This is a genomic window from Pseudarthrobacter sp. TE3704, from assembly GCF_056279405.1.
In genome coordinates, this window is the sequence record NZ_JBWCCJ010000006.1 from 146,134 (window position 1) to 165,536 (window position 19,403).

The window sequence follows — 19,403 nt, forward strand, 5'->3', positions numbered from 1 at the left end:
GCGCCTGCCTCTCATTGCGGCGGCCGGGGACGAACCGCCACAGCCGGGTGGTCCCAGCGCATCACGACATCTGCCTGGCGGAGCGCAGCGGAGGTGCCGAGCAGTCCCATGGCCCGCAGCATTCCATTCCGAATCACTTGGCCGGCTGGGTTCCGCATCGTGGCGAACCGGGCGACCTGCGAGGACCGGCGGACAATGAGTGAGGTCCTCGGCATCCGGGCTGCGGTGTAGTCCGCCAGGCCTTCCGGGATGCTGGCGGACCTGTCGAGGACGTACGCGAGGGTGACGGCATCCTCAATGGCCTGGCAAGCCCCCTGGCCCAGGTTCGGAGCCATAGCGTGCGCTGCATCACCCAGAATTGCTGCCCTGCCACGGTGGAAGGCCGGCAGCGGTACCTGCATTGAGTGGATGTCGGCGCGCAGGACCGCCTCTTCATCGATCCGCATGATGACTTCCGGAACAGGGGGACGCAGGCCGCCAAACCGGCGCACCAGTTCGGCCTTTTCCTCGGCACCGGTCCGCCGCGGTATCGGTTCATCCGCCGCCGCCTCGGCAAAGACGTACAGCCGCCCGTCCTTCATCGGCAGCATGCCGAACTCTCCGCCGCGGCTCCACGTGGTGCCCACCTGGTAGTCGATGCCGGCCGAAGGCACCAGCGCCTGCCAGGCCGTTAATCCGGCAAACACCGGTCCGGGACACCCGGGAAAGAGCGCTGCCCTGGCCGCCGAGTGGATGCCGTCCGCCGCGACCAGCAGGTCGGCGCGCAGAGCTTCCCCTGTTGCAAGGATGACCTCACCGGTGTCTGCATCCAGGCCGGCAACCGGGGTCCCGAGCCGCAGCGAGCCAGGCGGAAGGTTGGCGGCCAGCATCTCCACGAGCTCGGCGCGGCGCAGCACCACTGCCGGATGGCCGTACCGCTCCTCGGCCAGCGAGGCGTCGTTGCGGGACAACCAGCCGCCCCGCGCGGTCCGGATCCCGCTCTCACCCTGCAAGGTGGCAAGGGAATGGATCTGTTCCACGATGCCGCCGGGGATGGTGTCAAGGGCCCGCTGCGCGTTCGGGGCCATGATCAGGGCGTACCCCACGGGCCGGAGGGCCGCCGTCCGCTCCAGGACCTGGACGTCCCAGCCCTTGCCGGCCAGCGCCAGCCCGGCGGTGAGCCCGCCAATGCCCGCGCCGATAACTATCGCCCGGCGCGTCGCTGTACCTGTCATCATCCGCCCCTGTCCGCGGCACGGCACCAGCATCCGTCCTTCCCCATCATGCTCCCGGGCACTGTGTATGAGAAGAGTCACTACCGGGAGGATGGGCGGCAACAAAAAATCCCCGTTCCTCATGGAGGAGGAACGGGGATTTTTCGGGGTGGCTCCTCCTGCTGGACTTGAACCAGCAACCCTTCGATTAACAGTCGAATGCTCTGCCAATTGAGCTAAGGAGGAATGAAGCAGGTATGACATTAGCAAAGGATTCCGGCGAATGTGAAATCGGCGGATTTCCGGGCCGGATTGCCGTTCGCGGAGATAAAAAAATCCCCGTTCCGGAGGCCGGAACGGGGATTGTGCGCTCCTCCTGCTGGACTTGAACCAGCAACCCTTCGATTAACAGTCGAATGCTCTGCCAATTGAGCTAAGGAGGAATGAAGCGGGTTTTAGCCTAGCAAACACCTGCCCGGGAAATGAAATCGGGGCTGTGCGGAGGGGCCGGACACCGGGGCTACGCCTCCGCCCGCAGTGCGCGGCGTTCCATCTCCAGCATCATCAGTTCACGGTTGAGCCGCTGGTAGGTTTCCGGGTCGGCCGCAGGGTCCAGCCGCTGCAGCTGCCCCATCTTGTCCGCCTTGACCCTGGTGATCTGCAACTCGAAGAGCCGGGAGAGGATGTCGCGGCAGTACTTCTGCACCGCCTCCTCCGTGCTTGCCGGCAGCGGCACCACCGCGAGCTCGGACACCAGCGGCCGCAGGGGCTCGGGAACCTCATGCATCACGTGCTCCACCCACCGCACCGGATCGTTCACCAGGCCCGCACCGGTGGCGCGCATAGCATCGTGGACGGCCTGGAACGCCGGCGTGGCGAACCGGGCAGCGGCAAACCGCTCCCAGACCCCGCCGCCCAGCAGTGCGGGCTCCTGGAGGGCCACTTCGAGCGCCTGGCGCTCCATGGAGGCGACAGGGTCGCGGGGGTCGGGCCGGTGGAAGGAAGGAACAGCGCCCGACGCCGGCCCTGCGGCAACGCCTGGCCCGCCGGCTTGGGCGGTTGGAGCGGACGTCCGGGGAGCGGCGGCAGGAGCCCCTCCCTGGTCACCGCGTTTTACGGCGGCGTTGACGAGCCTCAGCACCTCGTTGGGGTCCGGCATCCCCAGCCAGCCTGTGAGCTCCTGGCAGTAGCCCGTCCGGGTGGAAGCGTCACGGATGCCCGCCACCACCGGTACCGAGGCTTTCAGGCCCTGCACCCGCCCTTCCACGGTGTCCAGGTTGAACTGTTTCAGGGTGGTGCGGATGGCGAATTCGAACAGGGGCCGGCGGGACTGCACCAGGGCATGAACGGCTTCGTCGCCCCTGCTTTGGCGCAGGTCGCAGGGATCGGCCCCTGAGGGTTCCACCGCCACGTAAGTCTGCGCGGTGAAGCGCTGGTCTTCCTCGAAGGCCCGCAGCGCGGCCTTCTGGCCGGCTGCGTCGCCGTCGAAAGTGAACACCACCTCTCCCCCGGTGCCATCGTCGGAGAGCAGCCGCCGAGCAATCTTGATGTGCTCGGTGCCGAACGCGGTGCCGCAGGTGGCCACCGCCGTCGTGATTCCTGCCAGGTGGCACGCCATCACGTCGGTGTAGCCCTCCACCACCACCAGCTGGCGGTCCTTGGCGATGCTGCGCTTGGCGAGGTCAATGCCGTAGAGGACCTGGGATTTTTTGTACAGGGCGGTCTCGGGGGTGTTGAGGTACTTGGGCCCCTGGTCGTCCTCGTAGAGCTTGCGGGCGCCAAAGCCGATGGTGTCCCCGGCGATGTCCTTGATGGGCCAGATGAGGCGGCCGCGGAAGCGGTCGTAGATGCCGCGGTTGCCCTCGGAGAACATGCCCGTGAGCTTCAGTTCGGCGTCGGTGAAGCCGCGGCCGCGGAGGTGCTTGAGGAGGGCGTCCCAGCCCTGGGGAGCGTAGCCGCAGCCGAAGTGTTCCGCTGCCGCCCGGTCGAAGCCGCGGCCGTGCAGGAAGGTCCGTGCCTCCGCCGCGCCCGGCGTCAGCAGCTGGGCGCGGAAGAATTCGTCCGCGATCTTATGGGCGTCCAGCAGCCGCTGCCGGCGCCCCACCTCCTCGCGGTTGGGGCCGGTGCCGCCGTCCTCGTACCGGAGCTCGTAACCGATGCGTGCGGCAAGTTTCTCCACGGCCTCCTGGAAGGAGCTGTGGTCCTGCTTCTGGACGAAGGCAATGACATCGCCGTCCTCACCGCAGCCAAAGCAGTGGTAGCGGCCTACCTGGGGACGGACGGTGAACGACGGCGAGCGCTCGTCGTGGAAGGGGCACAGGCCTTTGTAGGTCCCCAGCCCGGCGCCCTTGAGCGTGACATAGCCGTCAACCACTTCCTTGATGTCCGTGCGCTGGCGTACTTCGTCAATATCTTCGCGTTTGATCAGCCCAGCCACAGAGCAATCCTAGCCTTCACCACAGCGACGGCAGGCTCCCCACCAGGCGCTCGTACAGGGCCAGGGCGGAACCGTCCGTGAGGGAGGCCACCTGGTCGATCACCACACGCAGCCGCGCGCCGTCGTCGGGGGCGTCCCGCCAGTCGGCAGCGAACATGGGCTCCAGGTGCCGGTCACCGGTGGCGCTCAGGGCCGTCACCAGGGCGTGGAGCACCTCGCGCTGGCGTTCGTAGATGGGCTGCCGGTGCTCGGTGGTCATCACGAACGTGGTGGCCAGGCCCTTCATGACGGCGATTTCCATCACCGTTTCATCCGGGACCATAAGTTCGGCGTTGTAGCGCGTGAGCCGGCCGGGGCCGTACACAGCACGGGTGGTTTCGAGCGCGCTCTGGCAGAAGCGGCCGATCAGCTGGCTGGTCATGTTCTTCAGGGCGGCCATGGACTTGCGGCTGCCGTCCGCCTCCCGCACCCACACATCGGTGGCTTCCAGACGGGCCAGCGCGGCGTCAATGGCGGCGGGGTCATTGTGCGGCAGGTACCACTGCTTGGCGTAGCCCACAACACGGGCGCGATGGTCCGGGTTGTCCATCCAGCGGAGCTGGAAGTGCCCGGCGACGATCGCGTCCTCAACGTCGTGGACGGAATACGAGATGTCGTCAGCGAGGTCCATTACCTGGGCTTCCAGGCAGGACCGGCGTTCCGGAGCGCCCTGCCGGATCCAGGTGAAGATGGGCAGGTCATCCTCGTAGGCGCCGAACTTGCTGGTCCGCTGGCCGTGGATGACCGGGGCCTCCAGTGCGGACCAGGGGTATTTTGCCGCCGCGTCCAGGCTCGCCCGGGTGAGGTTCAGCCCGGCGGGCAGGCCATCGGCCGTCAGCACCTTGGGCTCCAGGCGGGTCAGCAGCCGCAGGGTCTGGGCGTTGCCCTCGAACCCGCCGATGGCATGCGCCACCTCGTTCAGCGCAGACTCCCCGTTGTGGCCGAAGGGCGGATGCCCGAGGTCGTGGCTCAGGCAGGCGGTGTCCACCACATCAGGGTCACAGCCCAGGGCACGGCCGAGTTCGCGGCCCACCTGCGCCACCTCCAGGCTGTGGGTCAGCCGGGTCCGGACGAAGTCGTCGGTGTCCGGGGCCACCACCTGGGTTTTTGCACCCAGCCGGCGCAGGGCGGAAGAATGCAGGACGCGGGCGCGGTCCCGCTCAAAATCGGAGCGGTACGTGCTTTTCGGCGGCTCCTCCACCCAGCGGGCGGAATCGTCGGCATCGTAGCCGGGCAGCACCGGCGCAGCCGTGCGGGCCTCAGCCACCGGAGACGTCCAGCTCTGCTGCCGAGATGTCCCTGGACTGGTCGTCGTTCAGGGCACGGGACTCCAGCCAGTCCTTCGGCAGGGCGGGCTTCTTGGGTGATCCGGCACGCCCGCGCGGGCCCTCCGCGTCACCGCCCGGGTACGGCGAGTCAAGGTCCAGTTCGGCCAGGGTATCGCGCAGCACCTCGAGGCTGGTCACCAGCGCCAGCCGGGTACGCAGCTCTCCGCCCACCACGTAGCCCTTGAAGTACCAGGCGATGTGCTTGCGGATCTCGCGCAGCGCCTTTCCTTCGTCGCCGAAGGTCTCCACCATCAGCTCGGCATGGCGGTACACGCCCTCTGCCACCTGGCGCAGGTTGGGCCGGAAGCGGGTGTCGCTGCCTTCGAACGCTGCCTGCAGATCGCCGAACAGCCAAGGCCGGCCTTGGCAGCCGCGGCCCACCACCACGCCGTCCACCCCGGTTTCGCGGACCATCCGGACGGCGTCCTCGGCTGACCAGATGTCGCCGTTGCCCAGCACCGGGATATCAGGCAGTGCTTCGCGGAGCCGCGCGATGGCGGACCAGTCCGCCTGGCCCGAGTAGAACTGGGCGGCCGTGCGGCCGTGAAGCGCGACGGCGGCCACGCCGGAATCGCGGGCGATGCGGCCGGCGTCGAGGTACGTCAGGTGGTCCTCGTCAATGCCCTTGCGCATCTTGATGGTCAAGGGGATGTTGCCTCTGGAGGCTTCTTTCACGGCCGTCTGCACGATGGAGGTGAAGAGGTCGATCTTCCACGGCAGGGCGGATCCGCCGCCGCGCCGGGTGACCTTGGGGACGGGGCAGCCGAAGTTCAGGTCGATGTGGTCCGCCCTGTCCTCCTCCACGAGCATTCGCACTGCCTGGCCGACCGTCACCGGGTCCACGCCGTACAGCTGGACGGACCGGACCTTTTCGTCGTCGTCGTGGGAAATGATCCGGAGGGATTCGGGGGTCCGCTCCACCAGTGCGCGGGAGGTAACCATCTCCGCCACGTACATGCCGCCGCCGTATTCACGGCAGAGCCTGCGGAAGGCAGAGTTGGTGATCCCGGCCATGGGCGCCAGGATCACCGGCGTGTCCACGGTGATGGGACCCAGCTTCAGGGGCGGGAGTTCCAGCTTGGGAGCGGGAGTAGTTGCTGCAACAGTCACCATTCCATTGTTGCAAAGCCGGACAAATCGGGTGGCCCGTCCCGAAGCGCCTCCACCGGCCCAGCCCGGCCGCCCGGTTGTGGTCAGCCGCGCTCGGCCCGCCGGCCGCGCCGGGTGGGCGGTGACCCGTCCGGGTTGTCAGGGGCCTCCCGGCCCTCCCCCGGACCTACGGCAACGCGCCGGGCCCGTCCTTCCAATGCCGCGGCTGCGAGCGCACCGGTGTCCTCGACATCGTCCAGGTTGCGTCCGGTGCCGGCATCCCGTGCACTGGCACCGCGTGGCTGGGACCCGCCGGCCAAGGACGTGGCAGGGGCTTCGACGGCGGCTGCCCCGGAGTTGATGCCGGTCGCCTTGACCACCAGCACGGCAATAAGGGTGGTCACCGGGATGGCCAGGACCAGCCCGATGGAGCCGACGAGCGTCCTGATGACTTCTTCGGAGAGCTCTGCACTGGTCAGCGTCTCGCCCAGCGGCCGGTCGTAGAGCATCACGATGATGAGGATGGGCAGCGCTGCGCCGGCGTACGCGAAGGCAATGGTGTAGACCGTGGAGGCGATGTGGTCGCGGCCAATCCGCATGGCGGAGGTGAACAGCTTCCGCGCGCTGCTGCCCGGGGCCAGCTCGTACAGTTCCCAGACGGCGGAGGACTGGGTGATGGTGACGTCGTTCAGGACGCCCAGGCCGGAGATGATGAGCCCGCACAGGATCACCCCGGAGATGGAGATGTTGGCTGAGGTGTTGACCAGGGTGGTGGCGTCGTGGTTGCCCACGCCCGCGAGGTTGGCGGCATTCGTGGCCCAGGCGGCCAGGAGCGCCGTAATGCCCAGGCCGAAGATGGTGCCCAGCAGCGCGGTGGAGGTCCGGGCGGAGAATCCGTGGGCGAAGTACAGGACACCGATCATGATCACGGTGGACCCCACCAGCGCCAGCAGCAGGGGCGGCTTCCCTTCCACGAGGCCCGGAAGCATGAAGCTGGCCAGCACGAAGTAGGCGCCGACCAGCCCGACGAGCGCGCGGAAGCCCCGCCACCGCGCCACGGCGATGACCACGGCTGCGTACAGCAAGGCCAGCAGCACGATGGGCAGGGTCCGCACGAAGTCCACGAAGATGTAGGCGGGCGACCCCTGCGAGGCCGGGGCGCCCTGGGCATTGGACAGGTTCAGGTAGCGGATCTGGTCCCCGGGCTTGACGCCGTGGGACGTGGCGACGTCCGGGTTGATGACCACTTTGACGGGGCTGCCGCCCTTGTCCGGTTCAGTGAAGGCGAAGGTGCAGTCCGATCCCTGCTGGCCCGGGCTTTGGCTGGGCGCCTGCCCGTCCTGGGCCTGGGACGTTTGGTTCTGCTGGGAGGCCCCCTGCATGCAGTTTTCCGTCACCACGCTTTGGATGGTGCCCGTATCGAAGGTCACTCCAGGGGCAGCCGAGTACGGGTTGGCAAGCGAGATGCCTTCCTTGCTTCCGGAGGGCCAGAGCATGGCCATCCCGGCCAGGGTCAGCAGGGTGATGGGAATGAGCACCGCTGCCAGGATCCGGTTGGCCTTCCTCCGGGCAGCCATCGCCTGCGGCGTCGGCTCCGAATGACCTGTAGAAGCGTGGGAATGGCCGGCGCCCATCAGCAGTGAAACCTCATACGTTGAACTCTACGTCCGGCACCGTAGGGTTGATAAATGGATCATTGGGAGGTACCAGGCGTGACCAACCGAAGCGCTGAAGACAGCAGCAAACTGCCCTCCGGCGGCGTCCCCCCGGCACACGGCCACCAAGCCGTGCTGAGTGTGCTTGAGGCCTCCGGTCCCACCAGGGGCGTGGCCCTGGTGCTCCACGGCGGCAAGTCCCACAGCCGCGAACCGGTGGAAGCCCTGCACCTGAGTCCAGCCCGTATGGTGCCCTTCGCGAGACACCTGCACCGCGCCGGCCGGAAACATGGGCTGGCGGTCTGGTCGCTACGCAACAGCGTCCGCGGGTGGAACGGGCCGGACATGTCCCCGGTGCAGGACGCCCGGTGGGCGCTGCGGCAGATCGAAGAGCAGCATCCCGGCGTGCCCGTATTCCTGGTGGGCCACTCCATGGGCGGGCTGACGGCTGTGTGCGCCGCCGGCCATCCCCAGGTGGAAGCGGTGGTGGCGCTGGCTCCCTGGCTCAGCCCGCAGACGCCAACCTCAGGTGTCGCCGGCAGGAAGGTCCTGATCGTGCACGGGACCCTGGACCGGTGGACAAGCCCATCGCAATCGCTGGCGTTCGCGCGCCGGGGCTCAGAGGCAGCGGCCAGCATGCAGTACGTGGCGTTGAAAGGGGCCGGCCACTTCATGCTCCGCAAGGTCCGTCTGTGGCAGATCCTGGCCACCGGGTTCGTCATCAAGGCGTTCAGCGAAAGCACGGGCGCCACTGTCCGGCCGCCCCGCGCCTTCGGGCAGCTCCTGCCGGAATCGTCCGTCCAGGTGACCCTGTGAGCCCTTTTTACGGAACGCCTTCCTGCCGGCTCTCTATTGCTGCCGGACGGGCCTAAACCCGGATTCCCCGAACAGCTGGAGACCTGCATGCCATGGCATCCGCCGCCCAGTGACCGTTTCTACCGGCTGATTGTCCGCCTGGCCCAGGTCCTCCGGTGGGCGTTCCGGATCACCATCCTTCCCACCGGGCTGGAGCATGTGCCGGCACCCGGCCTGCGCCATGGCATGGTGCGGACCGTGGTGCCCGGCTCCGGCGCGGTCTTTGCCATCACGCACTTTGGTTACCTGGACTTCTCGGCGTCCGAGCTGGTCCTGTGGAAGCATTCCCGCGCCCACCTGCGCTTCATGATCCACCAGGGGCCGGCCGACCACTGGCTGGCCGGCCCCGCTATCAGTGCTACAAACAGCGTGGTAGTGGGGTACACCGAACGCGCCGGCGCTTTTGACGAGGCGGTGGCCAAGCTCAGGAGCGGCGAATACCTGGCCGTGTTCCCGGAAGCGGGAGTGAGCAGGAGCTTCATGGTCCGGGAGTGCAAAACAGGTGCCGTACGATTGGCAGCCGAAGCAGGCGTCCCCGTCTTCCCGGTCTCGGTGTGGGGCGCGCACCGGCTCTTGACGCGGGGGCAGCGGTTTTCCCCGCGGAGGGCATGGCGTGCACCGGTCCGGGTGCATCACGGCGCACCGCTCCGGTTCCCGCCTGAGGTGGACGCGGAACGCGAAACCGAACTCCTGCGCCGCACGCTCCAGGCGGGCGTCGATGCCTGCATCCCGGACTTCCCGCTGAAACCGGAGCCCGGCGCCTGGTGGATGCCGCGGCACCTGGGCGGCGGCGCGCCGTCCGAAGCTGAGCGGCAGGCGCTGGACGCCCAGGAGACCGCCAGGGGCCGCCGTCGGACTCCCCGAAAGTAGATAGCGCCAAGTGTCCTTGTGGAGGTCCACAACGACACTTGGCGCTACCTGGTTCGGTGGGGCCCGGACGAAGCGTTAGTCCGAGACCACGAGGGTTTCGGCGCCGGCGAGCCGGGCTTTCCCGCTCTCGAGGAGGGGTTCGACGGCGGCGCGCAGGGCCGTCATCGAGTCGTCCAGTTCCAGCGTCACCGGGTGCTGGTACGCAATGAGGGCCAGCATGTCGCGGACAGCCTCGGCGGCGTCATCGGCATCCAGCGCCGGTTCATGGCCGACGAAGACGTCCGTGGGTGCCTCCGTGCCGTCCGGCTCCGGGCCCTGGGCGGGGTCCGGGTTGGCCGGCGCCGCGTAGCTGACCGCGAAGGCGCGGATGCGGCCCTTCTTACTCGGCGCCACCCCCGCACCGAAGGCGGATTCCGGCTGTGCGCGCAGCACGATGGCACCGTGCGCCCCGGTGAGGTCATCCAGGAACAGCTTCTGGACCTGGCCCATGGACAGCACGCCCGGGGAATCCCAGCCGTGGATGGAGGTGTAGTACCTGCCCACCACATCAGTCAGTTCCACGGACCCGGTGGCCAGGTCCATCACCACGTCGGAGCCGGCGTCCTCGTCGCCGGCGGACCCGCCGTCCTTGGCCGGGAACACGGGAAGCCGCAAGGCACCCGGTTCCACGATGACCAGCCGGGAACGCTGGATGGGCGAAAGTCCCGCGGCTTCGGCGAAGGCGGCCCCGGGGGTACCCGGCTCCACCTTGGCGCGCAGCCTGGCAACGCCCGACGGCGCGCGCTCGGCTTCCCGCCGCAGCAGGGCCAGGAGGCTGGCTCCTATGCCGGCACGGCGGTGGTCCTTCGCCACTTCGATGTACGTCCACAGCCGTTCAGGGTGCAGCGAGGCCTCGTAGACCACACCGGCGGCAACCGGGATCCCGACCTCGTCGATCACGTCCTCGGCCACGATGCAGCGGCGCCAGGGAGCGCCGCCGGTGCCGGCTGAGGACGGCGCGAGGGCGCCGCGGAACTGGCGGGCCTGCGAGGTTTCCGGGCCGCCCCAGATTTCCAGGAGCGCCAGGTCGTCGCCCTCGCGCCATTCGCGGTATTCGATGGCCATGCTCAGGCGCCGATCAGGCGTGCGGCCAGGTAGCCCTCCACCTTGTCCAGGGAAACGCGTTCCTGGCTCATGGTGTCCCGCTCGCGGATGGTCACGGCCTGGTCCTCGAGGGTGTCGAAGTCAACCGTGATGCAGAACGGGGTGCCGATCTCGTCCTGGCGGCGGTAGCGGCGGCCGATGGCGCCGGCGTCGTCAAAGTCGATGTTCCAGTTCTTGCGCAGCTGGGTGCCCAGGTCCTTGGCTTTCGGGGACAGGTCCTCGTTGCGGCTCAGCGGCAGCACGGCGGCCTTCACCGGGGCCAGGCGCGGGTCCAGCTTCAGGACGGTGCGGACGTCCACGCCGCCCTTGGCGTTGGGGGCTTCGTCCTCGGTGTAGGCGTCCACCAGGAAGGCCATGAAGGAACGGGTCAGTCCGGCCGCGGGTTCAATGACGTACGGGGTGTAGCGCTCGTTCGTGGCCTGGTTGAAGTAGCTCAGGTCCGTGCCGGAGGCCTTGGCGTGCGTGGAGAGGTCGAAGTCGGTCCGGTTGGCGATGCCTTCCAGCTCGCCCCACTCAGAGCCCTGGAAGCCGAAGCGGTATTCGATGTCCGTGGTGCCCTTGGAGTAGTGGCTGAGCTTTTCCTGCGGGTGCTCGAAGAAGCGCAGGTTCTCTTCACGGATGCCCAGGCCGGTGTACCAGGCCATGCGCTCCTTCATCCAGTACTGGTGCCACTCTTCGTCCGTGCCGGGCTCGACGAAGAACTCCATCTCCATCTGCTCGAACTCGCGGGTGCGGAAGATGAAGTTTCCGGGGGTGATCTCGTTGCGGAAGGACTTGCCGATCTGGCCGATGCCGAACGGGGGCTTCTTGCGGGAGGTGGTGAGGACGTTGTTGAAGTTCACGAAGATGCCCTGGGCGGTTTCCGGGCGCAGGTAGTGCATGCCTTCTTCACTGGCGACGGGGCCCAGGAAGGTCTTGAGCAGGCCGGAGAATTCCTGCGGCTCGGTCCATTCACCGCGGGTGCCGCAGTTGGCGCAGGCAATGTCCTTCAGGCCGTTCTCGGGCGGGCGGCCCTTCTTCTCCTCGTACTCTTCCTCGAGGTGGTCAGCGCGGTAGCGCTTGTGGCAGGACAGGCACTCCACCAGAGGGTCGGAGAAGACCTCCACGTGGCCGGAAGCTTCCCAGACCTGGCGGGGCAGGATGACGGAGGAGTCCAGGCCCACCACGTCCTCGCGGCCACGGACCATGGACTGCCACCACTGCCGCTTGATGTTTTCCTTGAGCTCCGCGCCAAGGGGCCCGTAGTCCCAGGCAGAACGCGAACCTCCGTAGATCTCACCGGCCTGGAACACGAAGCCCCTCCGCTTGGAGAGGGAAATGACCTGGTCGAGAACGGATTTTGCTGCCATGGGGTAACTCCAGTTTCTACAGGGCCGCTGGGTGCGGTCCGCGGTTTTCAGGCCCCGGGCATCACCAAAAGCAGGGCACTTCCGGTGGCCGGACGGGGCGGATGAAGGGGGTGGTAAAGCTGCGTGTCCTAGCCTACCGGCCGCCGCCTGCGGAGCGCGCCCCGCGGCCACGGCAGCGTGGCAAGGATAATGGCGGCCAGCGTCAGGATGGTGCCCAGGACGGTGGCGGGCGCCACCACCGAGCCGGGGGCCGGCAGCACCACGTCCAAAGCCAATGATCCGAGCAGCTGCCCGGCGATCATGCCCAGCCCCGTGACCAGTACACCCAGGCTCCGGACCAGCAGCGCGCCCAGGCCGATGAAGACGCAGCCCATGGGGCCTCCGATGTAGTACCACCACTCCCCCGGCAGCGGATTGCCCGGGCCTGCCACTGCAAGTTTGACGGCGAGCGCGGTCCAGAGCACCAGGGAACCGGCCACGAAGTTGACCAGTGTTGCGGCAATGGGGGTCCCGTAGTGGACCGTGGCCGTTCCATTCATGGCTTGCTGGAAGCTCATAAGGAATCCTGCCGCCACGGGAAGCAGGAGCGGGAGCAGCAAAGAAGCGGGACCGCCGTCGGTTCCGGGCGCGGAGCCTGAGGCAAAACGCGGGGATACTGCCCACGCGACGGCGGCAATGGTGAGTACACAGCCAATTACCCGGATGGCGGTGATCGGCTTCCTGCCTGCCGGGCCAAGGCCCAGCCGGTCCACCAGGAGTCCGCTCATCGTCTGACCGGTGACTGTGGCAACGGTGAATAAGGCCACGCCCAGGATGCCGACTGTCGAGGACTGGGCAAAGACGAACAGCGCGCCGATACCGCCGGCGAGGACGTACACGCGCGGGAAGGCCCGGGTGCGGACTGCGGGCAGGATCCGGGCCAGCCCGGCACGGCCGCGGGGCAGGAGCAGCGAGATGAGGATCATAACCACAAGGCCTGTGCTGAAGCTCACCACTCCTGCGGCGATTCCGTCGTTGAGCCGGGCTCCGAGTGCTCCGTTGATGCGGCCCTGGACAGGGATGGCAAGGCCGGCGCCCACCGCCAGCAGCAGGCCTGCGAGCAGCGGCAGGCGGGAGGTGGAGGTCATTGAATCCACCTTACGTCAGGCATTATTGCTACATGAGCAACCCCGTTGAGGACGTCCCCATCCGTGACAGCATGATCCGCCTTGGCCAGCTGCTGAAGCTCGCCAACCTGGTGGAGGACGGCGTGGAGGCCACGGATCTGATCAGGAACGGCCTGGTGAAGGTCAACGGCGAAATTGACGACCGGCGCGGCCGCCAGCTGCACAACGGCGACACCGTCACGGTCAATAACCAGACCGTCCGCGTGGTGGCTCCCGAAGCGGACTGAACCTGCTGCGCCGGCGGAGCGGCGCCCGAAAGGTGACCGGCCGCCGTCGTACGCCTTATTTCTTCAGGACCTCGTGGGTGAGGAACTCCCCCACATGCCCGATTTCCTGCTGGTTGATGCCGTGCCACATGCCCGTGTACAGCACTTTGGTGAGCTTGACGTGCTTGCGGACCCAGCCCATGGTGAAGTCGATCTTGTCCGGGGTGATCACCGGATCCTGCTGGTCCCGCCCCCAGAACATGGGAATGGTTCCGTCCAGTTCGGCGTCCCGGAAGGTGGGGTCGTCGCCGGCGTCCACCACGAAGCCTGACAGGCCGACGACGGCTGCGAAGTCCGTGGGCCGCTGCCGCAGCAGCGTGGTGGCCATGGCCATCCCCATGGAAAAACCGAGCAGGGACACCGAGGGGTGGCCCACCTTGATGGTGTCGATCCAGTCGAGCACGAAGGACGACGCCGCCTTGACCCGGTCCAGCGAATAGTCGATGGAGGCGGTGAGCGGGAACCAGGTGAAGCCGGGGCCCATCGCGATGGGCGCGCGCACGGAGGCCACCGCGAAGTCCCCCGGCAGCAGGTCGGCCAGGCTCAGCAGGTCCTGCTCGTTGGCGCCATATCCGTGCAGAAGCACCAGCAGCGGCTTTCCGTCGCGCTGGTCCTCCGGGTGGGACCACAGGACAACAGGGGCAGGAAATACATCGGCTTCAGTCATGGTTTCCATTGTTACAGCTACCTGAGGGCAACAACCTACGTTCGCGTAGCCAGAGAGCCGGAAGGCAGGATAAGGACCGTGACTGACGCAAGCATCATTGAAACCCCGCATGCACGCTCCGGATCCCACCCCTGGACCCGGTATGTGGCCATGGGCGATTCCTTCACCGAGGGCATCGGCGACCCCGAACCCTCAAGCCCCGGCGGCTTCCGCGGCTGGGCGGACCGGGTGGCGGAGGAACTGGGCCGCACCCAGCCGGATTTCGCGTACGCCAACCTCGCGGTACGGGGCCGGCTGCTGCAGCAGATCGTGGACCAGCAGTTGGCGCCCTGCCTGGCCCTGAAACCGGACCTTGTCACCCTGTCCGCCGGGGGCAACGACCTGATCCGGCCCGGCGGGGACCCTGATGTGCTGGCCGAAAGGCTGGATTCCGTAGTGCAGATCCTGGCCATGGGCGGCGCCACTGTGGTCCTCTTCAACGGGCCCGATACCGGTTCGTCCGTGCTGGGCAGGATCCGCAGCAAGGTGGCCATCTATAACGAGAACCTGCGCACCGTCGCGGCAAGGCACGATGCGATCATTGCGGACATGTGGTCCCTCCGGCAGCTCAGCGACCCGCAGATGTGGGACCAGGACCGGCTGCACTTCTCCCCGCTGGGCCACCACACCATCGCGGCCATGGTGCTGGATGCACTGAACGTGGAGCACACCCTGGAGCCGCTGCAGCCCAAGGCCCTGCCGCACCGGACGTGGCGCGAGGCGCGGTCCGGCGACCTGGTGTGGGCGCGCGAATACTTTGTCCCGTGGGTGCTGCGCCGCCTCCGCCACCAGTCCTCGGGGGACGGCATCACCGCAAAACGTCCGACGCCGGGTCCCGTCTTTGGCCCGGGCGTTCCGCTGGGTTCGGGCGAGGGGCCGCTGGGTACCGCGGAGCCGTCCCGGCGCTGACGCCGGTACACGGAACCCGGCAGCGGCGCAGGCGGGCGGTATGGAACCGGATACGGTGGTGCGGCTGAGGCTGCAGGCCCAGATGCTTCGGGAGCCCGCTGCCGCATCGCCGGAGGCCGCCTTGCGGAAGCTGCTGGCCGTGCAGGCTCAGGAGTTTCCCTACGCCCGGTGGAGCCTGGCCCAGCGGGTCTCGGCGGGCGCATCCCCCGTTGCGGCAGCGAAGGTTGAGCAGGCCGTTGCTGACGGCAGGATCCTGCGGACGCATATCCTCCGGCCCACCTGGCATTTTGTGCACCGTGAGGACCTGAGGTGGCTTCTTGCCCTGTCGGCACCGCGGCTGCACCAGGCCAATGCGCCGACGTACCGCCTCACCGGAATCGATGAAGCGACTGCGGCCCGGGGCGGCGAGGTGCTGGCCGGGGCTGTGGCCGGCGGCAACCACCTCACCCGCGGGCAACTCGCCGCAAAGCTGCAGGAGGCCGGGTTCGAGGCCAGCGGACTGCGCCTTGCGTACATCATCATGCACGCCGAAGCCAGCGGCGTCCTTGCCAGCGGCACGCCGGTACGGAGCCCGGGTGGTGCGCTGAGGCAGACCTACGCGCTCTTTGACGAGCGGGTTCCGGCCGGGCCGGCCGTACAGCTTTCCCGGCCGGAAGCACTGGCGGAACTCGCCCTCCGCTACTTCACCAGCCGGGGACCCGCCACCGTTCGGGACTGTGCCGATTGGTCCAAGCTGACAATGGCCGATATACGGCAGGGTGTGCAGCTGGCCATGGAGGCTCATCCCGGTACCCTGGCAGCAACGGCGATTGACGGCGTCGAGCATTACTTCGTTGCAGAATCCGGCGCGGAAGCCAGCGCGGGTCCTGACCGCGGACCTCGCTCCGATAGCAGACCGCGCGTAGACCTGATCCAGTGCTACGACGAGTACATCATGGGCTACTTCGCCACCCGGCATTACATGGGCGGCAGCGCACCTTCCTTCCCCTTTGCCGGGGAGCCCATCCACGTGGTGCTGCTGGATGGGCGGATGGCCGGCTCCTGGCGGCACAAACTGCTGCCGGACCGGTGCGAGCTGGACATCCGGTTATCCCATGCCGCTGAGACGCCGGGTTCCCCGTTGGCCGCCGCGGTCCAGGAGGCTGTGGACCGCTATGCCGCTTTTACGGGGCTCCCGGCCGTTCGTGTGCAGTCCGGGACTAAGCTGGAAGGACACACATGAGAGGCGCAGTACCGTGAGCAACCTGTTTTTCTGGATCATCATCCTGTCACTCCTGATCCCGGTGGCCATGCGGATGTACCGGAAATCCGTGGCCCGCAGGAACCATGGGCAGAGCTTCTCCGGGCGCTACCCGGAGCAGTTCCCGGGCGCCGGCCAGTTCCCTGGATCCGCCGGGCCGCAGAGCAAGCAGCCCCGCGACGGCTACACCCAGCAGGACTATTTCGCCGGCGGATTCCAGCAGATCGAACGGCCGCAGCCCATCAACGATCCCCAGCCGCTGCCCTACCAGTACGGCCAGCCGCCCCAGCAGCCGATGCCGGGCGCCGATAACTGGGCTGCGCCGCAACCGCCGTTCCAGCAGTCCCCGTTCTCCCCGCCCCCGTTCTCCCAGCCAGGAGCCCAGCAGGGCGCGCCCGGCCAGCCCTCCCCCGAACAGCCCGCCACCCCCGTCACTCCCCCGCCGCCGTCGGCCCCGCAGGGCTACCGGGCGCGGAAGCTTGCGGAACTGGACCAGCAGTACAGCAACGGCGAACTGTCCGTCGAGGAGTACATGACCCGCCGCAGCGACATCATGAACGGCTGACCTGCGTCACATCCACCAGCGGAAAGACCACGCGCGTTAGTCCACCTGCGGAAAGCCCTCGCGCGTTAGTCCACCTGCGGAAAGCCCAGGTCGATGACCGACGTTGCGGGGTCCGGCCACCGCGTGGTGACCACTTTGCCCCTGGTGTAGAACCGGATGCTGTCCGGCCCGTACATGTGCGTGTCGCCGAACAGGGAGTTTTTCCAGCCACCGAAGGAGAAGGTGCCCACCGGAACCGGGATGGGCACGTTGACGCCCACCATGCCCGCCTCGACGTCGAACTCGAACTGGCGGGCGGCGCCGCCGTCGCGGGTGAAGATGGCAACCCCGTTTCCGAACTCGTTGTCGTTGACCAGCCGGACCGCATCGCTGTAGGTATCTACCCGGACTACGGACAGGACGGGACCGAAGATTTCGTCGTCGTAGACTTTCATGCCCGGCTTGACGTGGTCCACCAGGCTGACTCCGATAAAGAATCCGTTGGAATCGAACTGCTGCGAGCGGCCGTCAACAACCACTGTGGCGCCTTCGTCTTCGGCGCCTGCCACATAAGAGGCCACCCTGTCCCGGTGCTCGGCGGTGATCAACGGTCCCATCTGCGATGCGGGGTCCGTCCCGGGGCCAATCGTCAGGGTGGCCATCCGGCTTTGGATGGCCGCCACCAGGTCGTCGGCGATGGCGCCGACGGCGACGAGCACGCTGACCGCCATACAGCGCTCACCGGCCGAGCCGTAGGCAGCCGAAATGGCGGCGTCTGCTGCCATGTCCAGGTCGGCGTCCGGCAGGACCACCATGTGGTTCTTGGCCCCGCCCAGGGCCTGGACCCGCTTGCCGTGGTCCGCAGCACGCTTGTAAATCGACTGCGCAATGGGCGTTGAGCCCACGAAGCTGACGGCTTTGACGTCCGGGTGTTCGAGCAGAACGTCCACAGCTTCCTTGTCGCCCTGGACCACGTTCAGCACGCCGGCCGGCAGTCCCGCTTCGGCGAAGACTTCCGCGATGAACACGGCGGAGGACGGATCCTTTTCACTGGGCTTCAGGAGCACGGTGTTCCCGCACGCCAGGGCGCTGCCGATCATCCACAGCGGCACCATGGCCGGGAAGTTGAACGGGGTGATGCACGCCACGACTCCCACGGGTTGCCGGACGGAGTGAACGTCCACGCCGCTGGAGACCTGCTCCGAGCGTTCCCCCTTAAGCATGTGGGACAGTCCGGTGGCGAACTCGATGTTCTCGAGGCCGCGCGAAATCTCCCCTTCGGCGTCGGAGAGTACTTTGCCGTGCTCACTGGTCAGGATGGCGGCCAGCTCGGACTTGCGCTGCGTGAGGATTTCGCGGACCCGGAAGAAGATGTTGGTCCGCTTCGCCAGGCTCGTCGCCCGCCAGGCGGGCAGCGCTGCCGTGGCGGCGGCGATGGCTTCCTCTACCCGGGCAGCGGAAGCGAGCGCCACCTGCTTTTCCTGTTCTCCGGTGGCCGGGTTGAACACGGGGCCGAAGCGCTCGGCATCGGCAACGCGGCTGCCGTTGATGTAATGCGGAATGGTGTGCATGAAAGTCTCTCTTCTACTTTGCTGAATCCAGGGAACCGTCGGCGAGCTTGATGATCATGGAGCAGTCCTTGCCGGACTCGCCCGCATCGATGAGGCGCTGGTACAGCTGCTGAACATGCCTGCCGATTTCGAGCGGCGTGCCGGTGTCCTCGGCAGCGCTGATGGCCAGGCCGATGTCCTTGTTCGCCAGCTCGGCGGTGAACGTGGGCGCGAAGTCGTTGTTGGATGCGGCGGTGGGGACCACGCCGGGAACGGGGTACCAGGTGCGCAGGGCCCAGCTGTCACCGGAGGACACGGAGGCGATGTCCCAGAACACCTTCTTGTCGAGTCCGAGCCGGTCCGCGAGCACTGCGCCCTCCGCGGTGGAGGCCAGGTTGATCAGGAGCATCAGGTTGTTGCAGATCTTGGCCGCCTGGCCGGTAGTGGCCCCGCCGGTGGAGATGATGTTGGTGGCCATCGGCCCGATGTAGCGGGTGGCATCCGCTACTGCGTCGGCTTCACCGCCCACCATAAACGTGAGTGTTCCTGCTTTGGCGCCACTCATCCCGCCGGAGACGGGGGCATCGACGAAGCGGAAGCCGGCGGCAGCGGCGGCGTCGTGCAGTTCACTGGCAGCGGCGATATCGATGGTTGAGGAATCCACCAGGAGCGTGCGTGTTTCCGCATGTGCCAGCACGCCGTCCGCACCGAGGTAGACGGCCTTGGCATGTTCGCCCTTCGGAAGCATGGTGAACACAACATCGGCGCCCGCCACCGCCTCGGCGATGCTCCCTGCCGGCTTCACACCGCCGGCCTCGGCAGCGGCGACGGCGGCGGGGTTGAGGTCGAATCCCCGTACGTCGTGGCCCGCCTTGGCGAGGTTCCCCGACATGGATCCGCCCATGTTTCCCAAACCGATCCAACCGACTACTGCCATGGCATAAGCTCCTTTGCTGTGCCTCCAGCCAGGACCGGCCGGAAGGTCTGTGTCCACCATCACACCCTGCTACAGTGCAATCAAGGGGAAAAATCACAGACGGTATGTGCACTGATGCACACGAAGG

General features: G+C 67.4%; 17 protein-coding genes and 2 tRNA genes. 6 read left to right on the forward strand and 13 right to left on the reverse strand.

The window, feature by feature from the left end; all coding sequences use genetic code 11:
- Positions 1 to 11: 11 nt before the first annotated feature.
- From ACZ9BC_RS16880 to ACZ9BC_RS16910, 7 genes are all read right to left on the reverse strand, one after another.
- On the reverse strand, positions 12 to 1,214 hold the full coding sequence (locus ACZ9BC_RS16880) for an FAD-dependent monooxygenase (protein ID WP_476246924.1): 1,203 nt from the start codon (positions 1,212 to 1,214) through the stop codon (positions 12 to 14).
- Positions 1,215 to 1,363: 149 nt separating this feature from the next.
- Positions 1,364 to 1,439 (reverse strand) — tRNA-Asn (locus tag ACZ9BC_RS16885).
- Between the two features lie 124 nt (positions 1,440 to 1,563).
- Positions 1,564 to 1,636: transfer RNA gene (locus ACZ9BC_RS16890), tRNA-Asn, on the reverse strand.
- 77 nt (positions 1,637 to 1,713) lie between these two features.
- The gene (gene dnaG, locus ACZ9BC_RS16895) at positions 1,714 to 3,630 is read right to left on the reverse strand and encodes a DNA primase (RefSeq protein WP_476246925.1); all 1,917 of its coding nucleotides are present in this window, start codon (positions 3,628 to 3,630) and stop codon (positions 1,714 to 1,716) included.
- A 16-nt stretch (positions 3,631 to 3,646) separates the two neighbouring features.
- Positions 3,647 to 4,936 carry a deoxyguanosinetriphosphate triphosphohydrolase gene (locus ACZ9BC_RS16900; RefSeq protein ID WP_079595561.1) on the reverse strand — a complete coding sequence of 430 codons (1,290 nt, stop codon included), beginning with the start codon at positions 4,934 to 4,936 and terminating at the stop codon, positions 3,647 to 3,649.
- Positions 4,929 to 6,107 (reverse strand): tRNA dihydrouridine synthase DusB, encoded by a 1,179-nt coding sequence (gene dusB, locus ACZ9BC_RS16905; RefSeq protein WP_079595562.1) that lies wholly within the window; start codon positions 6,105 to 6,107, stop codon positions 4,929 to 4,931. The genes ACZ9BC_RS16900 and dusB overlap by 8 nt, the downstream gene beginning before the upstream one ends.
- A gap of 83 nt (positions 6,108 to 6,190) precedes the next feature.
- A complete protein-coding gene (locus tag ACZ9BC_RS16910; RefSeq protein ID WP_476246926.1) occupies positions 6,191 to 7,663 on the reverse strand; it encodes a YibE/F family protein in 1,473 nt (490 codons plus the stop codon).
- Positions 7,664 to 7,798: 135 nt separating this feature from the next.
- On the opposite strand from ACZ9BC_RS16910, the gene ACZ9BC_RS16915 reads away from it, so the two are divergent.
- Both ACZ9BC_RS16915 and ACZ9BC_RS16920 read left to right on the forward strand, forming a co-directional pair.
- Positions 7,799 to 8,557: an alpha/beta hydrolase gene (locus ACZ9BC_RS16915; protein ID WP_476246927.1), complete on the forward strand. Its 759-nt coding sequence runs from the start codon at positions 7,799 to 7,801 to the stop codon at positions 8,555 to 8,557.
- 87 nt (positions 8,558 to 8,644) lie between these two features.
- On the forward strand, positions 8,645 to 9,466 hold the full coding sequence (locus ACZ9BC_RS16920) for a lysophospholipid acyltransferase family protein (protein WP_476246928.1): 822 nt from the start codon (positions 8,645 to 8,647) through the stop codon (positions 9,464 to 9,466).
- A 75-nt stretch (positions 9,467 to 9,541) separates the two neighbouring features.
- Here ACZ9BC_RS16920 and ACZ9BC_RS16925 read toward each other — a convergent pair whose 3' ends face one another.
- The 3 genes from ACZ9BC_RS16925 to ACZ9BC_RS16935 all read right to left on the reverse strand — a co-directional run bounded on the left by ACZ9BC_RS16925 (position 9,542) and on the right by ACZ9BC_RS16935 (position 13,085).
- Positions 9,542 to 10,570: a GNAT family N-acetyltransferase gene (locus ACZ9BC_RS16925; RefSeq protein ID WP_476246929.1), complete on the reverse strand. Its 1,029-nt coding sequence runs from the start codon at positions 10,568 to 10,570 to the stop codon at positions 9,542 to 9,544.
- 2 nt (positions 10,571 to 10,572) lie between these two features.
- Positions 10,573 to 11,958, reverse strand: a complete 1,386-nt coding sequence (locus ACZ9BC_RS16930) for a glycine--tRNA ligase (protein WP_476246930.1) — start codon at positions 11,956 to 11,958, stop codon at positions 10,573 to 10,575.
- A gap of 128 nt (positions 11,959 to 12,086) precedes the next feature.
- Entirely contained in the window at positions 12,087 to 13,085 is a 999-nt protein-coding gene (locus ACZ9BC_RS16935) for a DMT family transporter (protein ID WP_476246931.1), read from the reverse strand.
- A 32-nt stretch (positions 13,086 to 13,117) separates the two neighbouring features.
- Here ACZ9BC_RS16935 and ACZ9BC_RS16940 point away from each other — a divergent pair, with 32 nt between their 5' ends.
- On the forward strand, positions 13,118 to 13,351 hold the full coding sequence (locus ACZ9BC_RS16940; protein WP_476246932.1) for an RNA-binding S4 domain-containing protein: 234 nt from the start codon (positions 13,118 to 13,120) through the stop codon (positions 13,349 to 13,351).
- 55 nt (positions 13,352 to 13,406) lie between these two features.
- Here the strand turns inward: ACZ9BC_RS16940 and ACZ9BC_RS16945 are convergent, their stop codons facing one another.
- Positions 13,407 to 14,057, reverse strand: coding sequence for an alpha/beta hydrolase (locus ACZ9BC_RS16945; protein ID WP_115525539.1), 651 nt, complete (start codon positions 14,055 to 14,057; stop codon positions 13,407 to 13,409).
- 78 nt (positions 14,058 to 14,135) lie between these two features.
- Here ACZ9BC_RS16945 and ACZ9BC_RS16950 point away from each other — a divergent pair, with 78 nt between their 5' ends.
- The 3 genes from ACZ9BC_RS16950 to ACZ9BC_RS16960 are packed head-to-tail and all read left to right on the forward strand — an operon-like array spanning position 14,136 to position 16,810.
- Positions 14,136 to 15,005, forward strand: a complete 870-nt coding sequence (locus ACZ9BC_RS16950; protein WP_476246933.1) for an SGNH/GDSL hydrolase family protein — start codon at positions 14,136 to 14,138, stop codon at positions 15,003 to 15,005.
- A 40-nt stretch (positions 15,006 to 15,045) separates the two neighbouring features.
- Positions 15,046 to 16,227, forward strand: a complete 1,182-nt coding sequence (locus ACZ9BC_RS16955; protein ID WP_476246934.1) for a winged helix DNA-binding domain-containing protein — start codon at positions 15,046 to 15,048, stop codon at positions 16,225 to 16,227.
- A gap of 13 nt (positions 16,228 to 16,240) precedes the next feature.
- Positions 16,241 to 16,810: a hypothetical protein gene (locus ACZ9BC_RS16960; protein WP_476246935.1), complete on the forward strand. Its 570-nt coding sequence runs from the start codon at positions 16,241 to 16,243 to the stop codon at positions 16,808 to 16,810.
- Positions 16,811 to 16,875: 65 nt separating this feature from the next.
- Here the strand turns inward: ACZ9BC_RS16960 and ACZ9BC_RS16965 are convergent, their stop codons facing one another.
- A complete protein-coding gene (locus tag ACZ9BC_RS16965) occupies positions 16,876 to 18,360 on the reverse strand; it encodes a CoA-acylating methylmalonate-semialdehyde dehydrogenase (RefSeq protein WP_115525530.1) in 1,485 nt (494 codons plus the stop codon).
- A gap of 13 nt (positions 18,361 to 18,373) precedes the next feature.
- Positions 18,374 to 19,276, reverse strand: coding sequence for a 3-hydroxyisobutyrate dehydrogenase (gene mmsB / locus ACZ9BC_RS16970; protein ID WP_476246936.1), 903 nt, complete (start codon positions 19,274 to 19,276; stop codon positions 18,374 to 18,376).
- Positions 19,277 to 19,403: the final 127 nt, after the last annotated feature.

Bases quoted from the DNA above. Each gene is read 5' to 3' on its own strand.
- ACZ9BC_RS16880 (WP_476246924.1), bottom strand. From the start codon at position 1,214: ATGACAGGTACAGCGACGCGCCGGGCGATAGTTATCGGCGCGGGCATT.
- ACZ9BC_RS16910 (WP_476246926.1), bottom strand. From the start codon at position 7,663: ATGGCTGCCCGGAGGAAGGCCAACCGGATCCTGGCAGCGGTGCTCATT.
- ACZ9BC_RS16920 (WP_476246928.1), top strand. From the start codon at position 8,645: ATGCCATGGCATCCGCCGCCCAGTGACCGTTTCTACCGGCTGATTGTC.
- ACZ9BC_RS16925 (WP_476246929.1), bottom strand. From the start codon at position 10,570: ATGGCCATCGAATACCGCGAATGGCGCGAGGGCGACGACCTGGCGCTC.
- ACZ9BC_RS16930 (WP_476246930.1), bottom strand. From the start codon at position 11,958: ATGGCAGCAAAATCCGTTCTCGACCAGGTCATTTCCCTCTCCAAGCGG.
- ACZ9BC_RS16935 (WP_476246931.1), bottom strand. From the start codon at position 13,085: ATGACCTCCACCTCCCGCCTGCCGCTGCTCGCAGGCCTGCTGCTGGCG.
- ACZ9BC_RS16940 (WP_476246932.1), top strand. From the start codon at position 13,118: ATGAGCAACCCCGTTGAGGACGTCCCCATCCGTGACAGCATGATCCGC.
- ACZ9BC_RS16945 (WP_115525539.1), bottom strand. From the start codon at position 14,057: ATGACTGAAGCCGATGTATTTCCTGCCCCTGTTGTCCTGTGGTCCCAC.
- ACZ9BC_RS16955 (WP_476246934.1), top strand. From the start codon at position 15,046: ATGGAACCGGATACGGTGGTGCGGCTGAGGCTGCAGGCCCAGATGCTT.
- ACZ9BC_RS16965 (WP_115525530.1), bottom strand. From the start codon at position 18,360: ATGCACACCATTCCGCATTACATCAACGGCAGCCGCGTTGCCGATGCC.
- mmsB (WP_476246936.1), bottom strand. From the start codon at position 19,276: ATGGCAGTAGTCGGTTGGATCGGTTTGGGAAACATGGGCGGATCCATG.